The organism is Kitasatospora sp. MBT63 (assembly GCF_000710465.2).
GTDB lineage: Bacteria > Actinomycetota > Actinomycetes > Streptomycetales > Streptomycetaceae > Kitasatospora.
Genome location: NZ_JAIZ01000671.1, coordinates 10672 through 21284 on the forward strand (window position 1 = coordinate 10672; position 10613 = coordinate 21284).

At 74.6% G+C, this 10613-nt stretch carries 9 protein-coding genes and 1 pseudogene; 7 read left to right on the forward strand and 3 right to left on the reverse strand.

What is annotated here, in order from left to right:
• Positions 1 to 21 precede the first annotated feature (21 nt).
• Complete coding sequence (locus AA75_RS35240; RefSeq protein WP_033824469.1) at positions 22 to 933, forward strand: glutaminase; 912 nt, start codon at positions 22 to 24, stop codon at positions 931 to 933.
• 93 nt (positions 934 to 1026) lie between these two features.
• Here AA75_RS35240 and AA75_RS35245 read toward each other — a convergent pair whose 3' ends face one another.
• Positions 1027 to 1305, reverse strand: coding sequence for an HPr family phosphocarrier protein (locus AA75_RS35245; RefSeq protein ID WP_033824453.1), 279 nt, complete (start codon positions 1303 to 1305; stop codon positions 1027 to 1029).
• 196 nt (positions 1306 to 1501) lie between these two features.
• Here AA75_RS35245 and AA75_RS35250 point away from each other — a divergent pair, with 196 nt between their 5' ends.
• The 4 genes from AA75_RS35250 to AA75_RS35265 all read left to right on the forward strand — a co-directional run bounded on the left by AA75_RS35250 (position 1502) and on the right by AA75_RS35265 (position 6842).
• Entirely contained in the window at positions 1502 to 4288 is a 2787-nt protein-coding gene (locus tag AA75_RS35250) for a GNAT family N-acetyltransferase (protein ID WP_051814002.1), read from the forward strand.
• Positions 4289 to 4384: 96 nt separating this feature from the next.
• Positions 4385 to 4975: a DUF5998 family protein gene (locus AA75_RS35255; RefSeq protein ID WP_033824454.1), complete on the forward strand. Its 591-nt coding sequence runs from the start codon at positions 4385 to 4387 to the stop codon at positions 4973 to 4975.
• Between the two features lie 12 nt (positions 4976 to 4987).
• A complete protein-coding gene (locus tag AA75_RS35260; RefSeq protein ID WP_033824455.1) occupies positions 4988 to 6151 on the forward strand; it encodes an alkaline phosphatase family protein in 1164 nt (387 codons plus the stop codon).
• Positions 6152 to 6185: 34 nt separating this feature from the next.
• Positions 6186 to 6842 (forward strand): thymidine kinase, encoded by a 657-nt coding sequence (locus AA75_RS35265; protein WP_033824456.1) that lies wholly within the window; start codon positions 6186 to 6188, stop codon positions 6840 to 6842.
• A gap of 25 nt (positions 6843 to 6867) precedes the next feature.
• Here the strand turns inward: AA75_RS35265 and AA75_RS35270 are convergent, their stop codons facing one another.
• Entirely contained in the window at positions 6868 to 7677 is an 810-nt protein-coding gene (locus AA75_RS35270) for a VOC family protein (RefSeq protein WP_033824457.1), read from the reverse strand.
• Positions 7678 to 7812: 135 nt separating this feature from the next.
• Between AA75_RS35270 and AA75_RS35275 the strand changes: the two genes are divergently transcribed.
• Positions 7813 to 8661, forward strand: coding sequence for a sulfurtransferase (locus tag AA75_RS35275; protein WP_033824458.1), 849 nt, complete (start codon positions 7813 to 7815; stop codon positions 8659 to 8661).
• Between the two features lie 124 nt (positions 8662 to 8785).
• Here the strand turns inward: AA75_RS35275 and sepH are convergent, their stop codons facing one another.
• Entirely contained in the window at positions 8786 to 9883 is a 1098-nt protein-coding gene (gene sepH, locus AA75_RS35280) for a septation protein SepH (RefSeq protein ID WP_082527065.1), read from the reverse strand.
• Between the two features lie 436 nt (positions 9884 to 10319).
• Between sepH and AA75_RS52810 the strand changes: the two are divergent.
• A pseudogene (locus tag AA75_RS52810) lies at positions 10320 to 10613 on the forward strand (hypothetical protein); the annotation flags it as partial.

Here is a 10613-nt window from a genome sequence, read left to right on the forward strand (position 1 = left end):
CGACCGGCCACAATGGCCCCCGTGGACTACCAGGGACTGCTGCACGACGTGATGGACCAGGCGCTGCGGGCCGAGGCCCGGGGCCGGGTCGCGGACTACATTCCGGCGCTGGCCGAGGTCGATCCGGGCCGGTTCGGGATGGCGATCGCGACGGTGGACGGTGAGGTGTTCGGGGCGGGGGACTGGGAGCAGCCGTTCTCCGTCCAGTCGGTGTCGAAGCTGTTCACCCTGGCGCTGGCGATGGCCGAGGGCGGCGAGGGGCTGTGGCGCGGGGTGGGGCGGGAGCCGTCCGGGAACCCGTTCAACTCGCTGGTGCAGCTGGAGACGGAGCACGGGATCCCGCGCAACCCGTTCATCAACGCGGGCGCGCTGGTGGTGACGGACCGGCTGCTGGAGCTGACCGGTGACGCGGCGGGCGCGGTCCGCGAGTTCCTGCGGGCGGAGTCCGGCAACCCGCTGGTGGACACGGACGACGCGGTGGCCTCCTCGGAGGCCCGGCACGGGCACCGCAACGCGGCGCTGGCGCACTTCATCGCCGATTACGGGAACCTGCGCAACCCGGTCGAGAGCGTGCTGGTCCACTACTACGCGCACTGTGCGATCACGGCGAGCTGCCGGGACCTGGCGATGGCGGGGCTGTTCCTGGCCCGGCACGGGATAAGGATGGACGGTTCGCGGCTGCTGACGCGCAGTGAGGCGAAGCGGATCAACGCGGTGCTGCTGACCTGCGGGACGTACGACGCCGCGGGCGAGTTCGCGTTCCGGGTGGGCCTGCCGGGCAAGAGCGGGGTGGGCGGGGGAGTGCTGGCGGTGCTGCCGGGCCGCGGTTCGGTCTGCGTGTGGAGCCCGGGGCTGGACGCGGCCGGGAACTCGGTGCTGGGGGTGGCGGCGCTGGACGCGCTGACGACCGCGACCGGCTGGTCGGTGTTCTAGGCAGTTCCAGGCAGCCGCTCCCACCGTCACGGTAGCGAAGGGGTGCCCCGCGCAGTGCGGGGCACCCCTTCGGTGTGGTGCGGGAGCGGCCGGTCAGGCGGCGGGCAGCTCGTCGAGGCCCTCCTGGACCAGCTTGGCGACCCGGTCCAGCGCCGCGTCGGCGCCGTCCGCGTCGGAGGCGAGCACCACGGTGTCGCCGCCCTGGGCGCCGAGGCCGAGCAGGCCGAGCATCGAGCCGGCGTTGACGGGGTTGCCGCCTTCCTTGGCGATGGTCATCGGCAGGCCGGTGGAGGTCACGGCGCGGACGAAGACGGAGGCGGGACGGGCGTGCAGGCCCTCGGGCCAACCGATGGTGACGCGGCGCTCGGCCATGAGACGTGCCTTTCAGGTGGTGCTGGTACGCGCTGGTGCGTGCTGATACAGCAAGGTTGTCTAGACCAGTGTTGCATGCCCGGACCCCGGCGGCGCGACCCGCCACGCACCCCGTCCCCGCGGCCGTCCGTGCGGCCGGCCCGCCCCGCCCGCACGGCCGGCGCCATCCGGCCCGCCGCCGGATAACCTGACCACCGTGGACGACTCCGCGGCCCGCCCCCCGCACCGGGGCGACGAGCACGGCTATCCCCGGCACTGGGAGGCCGACGTACTGCTGCGCGACGGCGGGACGGCCAGGATCCGGCCGATCACCGAGGCCGACGCCGAGCGGTTGGTGGAGTTCTACGAACAGGTCTCCGACCAGTCCAAGTACTTCCGCTTCTTCGCGCCCTACCCGCGGCTGTCCGACAAGGACGTCCGCCGCTTCACGCACCACGACTACGTCAACCGGGTCGGCCTCGCCGTGGTGGTCCGCGACCGCTTCATCGCCACCGTCCGCTACGACCGGATCGACGCCGACGGCCGGCCCTCCACCACCGGCACCGACGCCGAGGTGGCCTTCCTGGTGCAGGACGCCCACCAGGGCCGCGGCGTCGCCTCCGCCCTGCTGGAGCACATCGCGGCCGTCGCCCAGGAGCGCGGCATCCGCCGCTTCACCGCCGAGGTGCTGCCCGAGAACCGCAAGATGGTGAAGGTCTTCACCGACGCCGGCTACACCCAGCACCGCAGCATCGCCGACGGCGTGGTGCACCTGGAGTTCGACCTGGAGCCGACCGCGGCCTCGCTGGCCGTGATGCGGGCGCGCGAGCACCGCGCCGAGGCCCGCTCGGTGCAGCGGCTGCTCACCCCGCGCTCGGTCGCGGTGGTCGGGGTCTCCCGCAACCCGGCCTCGGTCGGCCGTTCGCTGCTGCGCGACCTGGCCGGCTTCCACGGCCCGGTCTACGCGGTCAACCGCAGCGCCCCGCCCGGCACCGACCTGGAAGGGGTGCCCAGCCACCGTTCGCTGCGCGAGATCCGCGACGCGGTCGACCTCGCCGTGATCGCCGTCCCCGAGCCGGGCGTGGCCGCCGCCGTCGCCGAGTGCGGGGCGCACGGCGTGCAGGGCCTGGTGGTGGTCACCGCCGGGTACGCCGAGACCGGACCGGAGGGGCGGGACCGGCAGCGGGCCCTGGTCCGCCAGGCCAGGGCCGCCGGGATGCGGGTGGTCGGCCCGAACGCGTTCGGCCTGATCAACACCGACCCCGAGCGCCCGCTGAACGCCTCGCTCGCCCCGGTGCTGCCCGAACGCGGCCCGTTCGGCCTGTTCTGCCAGTCCGGGGCGATCGGCGTCGCCCTGCTGGAGGCCGCCCACCGCCGCGGCCTCGGCGTCTCCTCGTTCGCCTCGGTCGGCAACCGGGCGGACGTCTCCGGCAACGACTGGCTGCAGTACTGCGAGGAGGACGAGGCCACCGAGGTCCTGCTGCTGTACCTGGAGTCGTTCGGCAACCCCCGCAAGTTCACCCGGATCGCCCGCCGGCTGGCCGCCGCCAAGCCCGTGGTGGTCCTCAAGGGAGCCAGGCACACCGGCAGCCTGCCGCCCGGCCACGCCGTCCAGCCCGCCGCCGGACGGCTGCGCGACGCCACCGTGGACGCCCTGTTCCAGCAGGCCGGGGTGGTCCGGGTGGACACCATCACCGAACTGTTCGACACCGGCGAGCTGCTCGCCGGACAGCCGCTGCCGGCCGGCGACCGGGTCGCGGTGGTCGGCAACTCCGACTCGCTCGGCCTGCTCACCCACGACGCCTGCCTCACCGCCGGGCTGCGCCCGCGCACCCCGGTCGACCTGACCACCGCCGCCACCGGCGAGAACTTCCGGATCGCCCTGCACACCGCGCTGCGCGACCGCGGCGTGGACGCGGTGATCGCGGTCGCCATCCCGCCGATCGGCGTCCAGGGCCCCGGCCCCGACCAGGAGCTGCGCACCGACGACCCGGAGATCGCCGCCGCGCTGCTGGACGCCGCCGGCCTCGGCCGCGAGCTCGGCAAGCCGCTGCTGCTCACCCACCTCGCGCTGACCGGCCTCGCGGAGCGCCTGCGGCCCGGCCGGATCCCCGCCTACCCGGCGCCGGAACGGGCCGTGCACGCGCTCGCCGACGCCGTCTCGTACGCCGACTGGCGCCGCCGGACCGCCGAGGCCGAGCAGACCGCCCGGGTGCCCGAGCTGGACGGCATCGACGAGGCCGGTGCCCGGGAGCTGGTCGAGGCGGCCCTGAACACCCCGGCCGCGGTCGCCGCCCGCACCCAGCCCGGCGGCGCCCGGGTCACCCTCCCCGAGGCCGACGCGCTGAGCCTGCTCGCGCGCTACGGGATCGAGGTCAGCCCGGCGGTCCCGGCCCCCGACGAGGAGAGCGCGGTGCGCGCCGCGGCCGCCCTCGGCTACCCGGTCGCCCTGAAGGCCACCGCCGAGCACCTGCGGCACCGCCCCGACCTGGGCAGCGTCCGGCTGGACCTGACCGGCGAGAGCGAGCTGCGCCGGGCCCACCGGGAGCTGGACGGTCTGCTCGGCGGCGCCGGGCGGGCCCGGCTGGTGGTGCAGCGCCTCGCGCCGCGCGGGGTGGACACCGTGATCGGCGCCACCGTGGACCCGGCGGTCGGTGCCATCCTGTCGTTCGGGCTGGCCGGCGCACCGTCCGAACTGCTCGGCGACCTGGCGCACCGGCTGGTGCCGGCCACCGACCGGGACGCCGCCGAACTGATCCGCGAGGTGCGGGCCGCGCCGCTGCTGTTCGGCTGGCGGGGGGCCGCGCCGGTCGACACCGGGGCGCTGGAGGAGCTGCTGCTGCGGGTGTCGCGGCTGGTGGACGACCTGCCGGAGGTGGCCTCGGTCGACCTCGAACCGGTGGTGGTGGCCCCGCGCGGGCTGGCGGTGCTGGGCGCGCGGGTGCGGATCGCACCCCTGCCGGTCCGGACCGATCTGGGGCCGCGCGCCATGAGCACCCTGTAACCTTTCGTGGTTGCGCCTCTGAGACGGGGTGCCCAAGGCCCGGAAGCTCGGCGCAGTGCCGCCCGCTTCGTCGGCGGGACATGCCAGGATGGAGTTATGGCCAAGACCGGTACCACCACCACGCAGGACCTGCGGTCCGCGATCGAGCGCAGCGGCTACTACCCGGCGCTGGTGTCCGAGGCGGTCGAGTCCGCGGTGGGCCCCGAGCCGATCAGCTCCTACCTGGTGCACCAGGAGACCACTTTCGACGCCAACGAGGTGCGCCGGCACGTCACCGTGCTGGTGCTGACCTCGTCACGCTTCGTGGTGAGCCACACCGACGAGCAGAACGGCGACGCGGGCAACCCGGTGCCGTACGCCACCACCTCGACCGAGACGGTCCGGCTGGACCGGATCAACTCGGTGGTGGTCAGTCGCATGGTCGCCAACCCCGAGACGTACACCCCCGGCACGCTGCCGCGGGAGGTCGTGCTGACCATCGGCTGGGGCGCGGTGCAGCGCCTCGACCTGGAGCCGGCCGGCTGCTCGGACCCGAACTGCGAGGCCGACCACGGCTACACCGGTTCGGCCACCGCCGACGACCTGTCGCTGCGGGTCAGCGAGGCGGGGGACGGTCCGGAGACGGTCGCCCAGGCGCTGGTGTTCGCCCGGGCGCTGTCCGAGGCGACCGTCGCCGACCGGGGCTGAGGCCGCCCGCGCATGCCCTACCTCGACTACGACTCCTTCGAGATCCTCGACCCCTCCGACGCCCCCGTGCCCGCGTACGGCAGCGGTTCGCTGGCCGACCTGCTGCCGGCGGTGGCGGCCGGGCTCGGCGTGGACGGCTTCCGCAGCGGCCTGGTGCTGGAGCCGGCCGACCGGGCCTGCGTGTTCCTGGTCGACGGGATGGGCTGGGAGCTGATCCGCCGCCACCCGGAGTACGCGCCGTTCCTGACCTCGCTGATGGCCGGGGCCAACCCGATCACCGCGGGGTTCCCGTCCACCACGGCGACCTCGCTGGCCTCGGTCGGCACCGGCACCCCGCCCGGTCTGCACGGCCTGGCCGGGTACACGGTGGCGGTGCCGGGTGCCGGGTACCTGATGAACCAGCTGCGCTGGCAGCCGCCGGTGGACCCGGCCGGCTGGCAGCCGTACCCGACCGTGTTCGAGCAGGTCCACCGGGCCGGGGTGGCGACCAGTCAGATCTCCTCCCCGCTGTTCGCGCAGACCCCGCTGACCCGGGTGGCGCTGTCCGGCGGCTCCTTCCTCGGCCGGACCACCGGCGAGGAGAGGATGGACGAGGCGGCCCGCTGGCTGGCCGCCCACGACCGGGCGCTGGTGTACACGTACGTCAGCGAGCTGGACGGCGCCGGGCACCGCTTCGGGGTCGACTCCGACGAGTGGCGGATGATGCTCAACACCGTCGACCGGCTGGCCCGCCGGCTGGCCGAGCAGCTCCCGCCGCGCTCCGCGCTGTACGTCACCGCCGACCACGGCATGATCGACATCGCTCCGGAGGACCGGATCGACTTCGACGAGGACTGGGAGCTGAGCGCGGGCGTCGCCCTGCTCGGCGGCGAGGGCCGGGCCCGGCACGTGTACGCGGTGCCGGGGGCGGCCTCCGACGTGTTCACCGTCTGGAGCGAGGTACTGGGCGACCGGATGTGGGTCGCCACCCGGGACCAGGCGATAGCAGCGGGCTGGTTCGGCCCCGTGGTGGACGAGCGGGTCTACCACCGGATCGGCGACGTGGTGGCGGCCGCCCGGGATGACATCGCGGTGATCGCCTCCCGGAAGGAGCCCGGCGAGTCCTCGATGATCGGCCTGCACGGCTCGATGACCCCGGTCGAGCAGCTGGTGCCGCTGCTCGAAGTCCGCGCCTGACCGGCGACCTCTCTGAAAGGCCTTCGCTCCACCCATGGCTGAACTGGTGTTCTTCTCGGGCACGATGGACTGCGGCAAGTCGACGCTCGCGCTGCAGATGGACCACAACCACGCCGCGCGCGGACGCAAGGGCATCATCTTCACCCGCCACGACCGGGCCGGCGCCGCGACCATCTCCAGCCGGCTCGGCCTGCGCGCCGACGCGGTCGAGGTGGCCGACGCGTTCGACTTCCAGGCGCACGTGGTGCACCTGCTGTCGGCCGGCGGCAAGGTGGACTACCTGATCTGCGACGAGGCCCAGTTCTTCTCCGCCGAGCAGATCGACCAGCTGGCCCGGGTGGTGGACGAACTCGGCATCGACGTCTACACCTTCGGCATCACCACCGACTTCCGCACCCGGCTGTTCCCCGGCTCGCAGCGGCTGATCGAACTCGCCGACCGGGTCGAGGTGCTGCAGGTCGAGGCGCTGTGCTGGTGCGGCGCACGGGCCACCCACAACGCCCGGACGGTCGGCGGGGTGATGGTGGTCGAGGGCGCCCAGGTGGTGATCGGCGATGTCGCCGTGAACGAGGACGAGATCGGCTACGAGGTGCTGTGCCGCCGCCACCACCGCCGCCGGCTCACCGCGGCCACCGCCCGCGCCGCCGTGCTCTCCCCGGACGTGCTGCCCTTCGAGGAGCACTCGCGCTGAGCCGCTCGCCCCGGCCGGGCGGCCGTCAGGGCCGGCCGGTTCCGGCCCCGGCGGGCCGCACCACCGAGAACCGGCCGCCCTGCGGGTCGGCCAGCCGCGCCACCCGCCCGAACGGCGTGTCGTACGGCCCGATCTGCAGTGACCCGCCCAGGTCCAGCGCCCGGTGCACCGTCAGATCGGTGTCCGCGACCGTGAAGTGCACCCGCCACCGCGACGGCCCGCCCGCCGCGTCGGTGCTGTGCCGGATCCCGGCCACCGGCCGTCCGCCGACCGGCAGCCGGGCGCCGTCCACGCCGTCGTCCGCGGCGCCGGGCCCGGCGCAGGGGTCCGCCGCCACCACCGCCCGTCCCAGCACCGCCCGGTAGAACCCGGCCGCGCCCTCGTCGTCGGCGGTGGCCAGCTCGCTCCAGGCGGGCGCGCCCGCCTCGCCGACCACCTCCCACCCCAGGTGCCCGGCCGCCTCCCAGATCCCGAAGACCGCGCCCGACAGGTCCGAGGCGATGGCGAGCCGTCCGGCCCGGTCCGCGGCCAGCGGGCCGACCGCCACCGTGCCGCCGCACTCGCGGATCCGCTGGGCGACCTGGTCGGCGCTGTCGACCGCGAAGTAGGTGGTCCACTCCACCGGGTACGCGGTGCCCGGCGGGGTGACCCCGAGCCCGGCGACCTTCGCGCCGTTCAGGACGGCCCGCACATAGGCGCCCAGCCGGTCCGGTCCGGGCTCGAACTCCCAGCCCAGCAGGGCGCCGTAGAACTCCGTGGCGCCCGCCAGATCAGTGGTCATCAGGCTCACCCAGCAGGGGGTGCCCTGAGCCAGCCGTACCTTCACCGCCGTCATCGCCGCTCCTCACCGGGTGGCCGACGTTCCCAGGCCGACATGGTTCCACCCCGGCCGGGCGGTCGGCCTCGCGACCGCCCGGCGAGCCGGGCAAAGACCGTACAAAGAGCTGACCGCAGCCGTCACAATGTCCGCATGACGGCTACGCCCACCCCGCTGATCCAGGCGGCCGAGCTGCACTCCGCGCTCGGCTCCGCCCATCCGCCGATCCTGCTGGACGTCCGCTGGCAGCTCGGCGGCCCGCCCGGGGCCGAGGAGTACGCCGCCGGCCACCTGCCCGGCGCGCACTTCCTGGACCTGGACCGCGAACTGGCCGCGCCGCCCGGTGCGGCCGGCCGCCACCCGCTGCCCGACCCGGAGGTGTTCGGCCGGGCGCTGCGCCGGGCCGGTGTGCGGGCCGGCCACCCGGTGGTGGTGTACGACGCGGGCCCGGCGACCTCGGCCGCGCGGGCCTGGTGGCTGCTGCGCTGGGCGGGGCACGGGGACGTCCGGGTGCTGGACGGCGGGCTGGCCGCCTGGCGGGCGGCCGGTCTGCCGGAGAGCACCGAGCGGCCGGCCGACGCCGGCGGCGACTTCCGGCCGGTGCCCGGGCAGCTGCCCGTGCTGGACGCCGACGGTGCGGCCGAACTGGCCAGGACCGGCCTGCTGCTGGACGCCCGGGCGGGAGAGCGCTACCGCGGCGAGAGTGAACCGGTCGATCCGCGGGCCGGCCACATCCCCGGCGCCGTGTCGGCGCCCACCACGGACAACCTGACGGCCGACGGCCGGTTCCGCCCGGCAGCCGAACTGGCCGCCCGCTTCGAGGCGCTGGGCGTCCCGGACCGGGTGACCGCGGTGTACTGCGGCTCCGGGGTGACCGCCGCCCACGAACTGCTCGCACTGGAGATCGCCGGGCACCCGGGGGTGGCCCTGTACCCGGGGTCCTGGAGCGAGTGGTCGGGCGACCCGGCCCGGCCGGCCGCCACCGGCGCCCAGCCCGGCTGACCCGGACCGGTCGCTCCCCGACCGGTCGATCCTCGACCGGTCGATCCTCGACCGGTCGATCCTTGAAAGGGCGACAGGGCGGTGCGGCCCCCCGGGTGGGGGAGCGCACCGCCCTGTCGCAGCGTCAGTCCTGCTTCTTGCGCCGGCTGCCGAAGACGATCTCGTCCCAGCTCGGCACGGTGGCCCGGCGGCCCGGCCGGACGCCGTCCGCCTCGGCCTGCCGGTCCGTCGTCCCGACCAGCCGCTCCCGGTGCGGGGCGACCGAACGGGGCATCAGGATGTCCGCGTACGCCGAACCGGCGCCGATGCCCGCCGCGGGCGCGGCCGGCTCCTCGACGACCTCGACCTCCTCGGCCACCACCGGCTCGGGGGCCGGGCCGATCGCCAGGTCCCCGCGGAAGGCGGGTACCACGTCCAGCAGGCTGGTCAGCGAGTCCCTGGACTCGGCGACCGCCTCGCGGCTCTCGCGGGCCTCCCTGACCTCCCGGACCTCGCGCACCTCCCGGGACGACATGATCCGGTCGGCCGACGGCCGCTCGATCATCGGCCGGGACGGCCGGTCCTGGGGGAGCCGGGCGATCCGCGGGATGAACGGGAAGACCGAGTCCTCCTCGCGGTCGACGTTCTCGCCGATCAGCGCGCGGGCCTCGTCGTCGTTCGGCTGGACCAGGCGCCGGGGCGGGTCGTAGGTCCAGCTGGCGCTGCGGCCCTCGCCGTCCGAGCGGTACGCGAGGATGACCTCCCAGGTGCCGTCGTCCCGGCGCCAGGAGTCCCACCGCTCGGTGTCCTTCTCGGCGCCGCGCAGCGCGAGCCGCTCCGCGACCGCCTCTCCGAGCTGCGGGCCGGTGGACTCGCCGTGCCGGCGGATCGCCGTCTTGCGGGCCCGCTCGGCCATGAACGCGCGCTCGGCCAGGACGGGACCCTCGAAGCGGCGGACCCGGTCGACCGAGATGCCGGCGGCCTGGGCGACCTCCTCGGCGGAGGCACCGGCTCGTATCCGGGCCTGGATGTCACGGGGGCGGAGGTGGCTCTCGACCTCGATCTCGATCTGGCCGAGCCGCGGCCGGTCACCCCGGACGGCGGCGCGCAGCCGCTCGTCGATCGGGAGGGTGTACTCCGTGCTGTCGGCAGCCTTGAGCACCAGCCGTGTGCCGTCGTTGCTGACGGCCACGACGCGCAGTTCGGGCACGGTTACCTCCCGGGTGGTGCCTGCCGACGTCACCTGCGTCGCTGCTCCCGTACTGAGTGTGGCCTGCCCGCTGGCGCGTGGCCACAACCTTGCAGAGTTACCCGGCGTGTCGGGCTTTCGCCCGGGCGCGCCGCTGTGGCACGGTTGCCTGTTCGCCACGTCGCCGATCGACGTTGCGCCCGGGCCATCCGATCGTCCTTTGGCAAGCGGTCGACTGATTGACCGAAGGCTCAGGCTCCACGAACAGTACTCCATTCGTGGCACCCACAGGGGCGGCTCGCCGCTCAAGTCTCCCGCGAATCAGCGGAATCTCAAGAGCTCGCACCCCAATGGCAGACCTTCGGTCACGCAGTGGTGATCATCTTCACATATATCGACTTCCGGGAGTCGGATTTTCGCCCCATGTGTCCTCGTCTGTGCAAGATGGGTGGACTTGTTCGAAAACTGATGCGCCGACCGAGGGATGTTGATGCCGCAGCCAAGCCAGCCGGGCCCGCGCCGGACCGCCGACGGCCCCGAGGCAGCGGGCGGCCGCCGACGGCTGGACCTGAGCGTCGTCCAGGTCACCGCGAGCGCCCTGGCCACCGTGGCCGGCGCCGTCCTCGCCTCCGGACTCGGCGTGTACGGCACCATCATCGGCGCGGCCGTGGTCAGTGTCGGGGCGACCGTCGGCGGCGCCCTGTTCCAGCACCTGTTCCGGCGCACCGGCGAGCAGCTGCGCAACGCGGTGGACCGCGGACCGGGCCCGGTGGTCAACGGGCTG

Bases quoted from the DNA above. Each gene is read 5' to 3' on its own strand.
- AA75_RS35245 (WP_033824453.1), bottom strand. From the start codon at position 1,305: ATGGCCGAGCGCCGCGTCACCATCGGTTGGCCCGAGGGCCTGCACGCC.
- AA75_RS35255 (WP_033824454.1), top strand. From the start codon at position 4,385: ATGGCCAAGACCGGTACCACCACCACGCAGGACCTGCGGTCCGCGATC.
- AA75_RS35260 (WP_033824455.1), top strand. From the start codon at position 4,988: ATGCCCTACCTCGACTACGACTCCTTCGAGATCCTCGACCCCTCCGAC.
- AA75_RS35265 (WP_033824456.1), top strand. From the start codon at position 6,186: ATGGCTGAACTGGTGTTCTTCTCGGGCACGATGGACTGCGGCAAGTCG.
- AA75_RS35270 (WP_033824457.1), bottom strand. From the start codon at position 7,677: ATGACGGCGGTGAAGGTACGGCTGGCTCAGGGCACCCCCTGCTGGGTG.
- AA75_RS35275 (WP_033824458.1), top strand. From the start codon at position 7,813: ATGACGGCTACGCCCACCCCGCTGATCCAGGCGGCCGAGCTGCACTCC.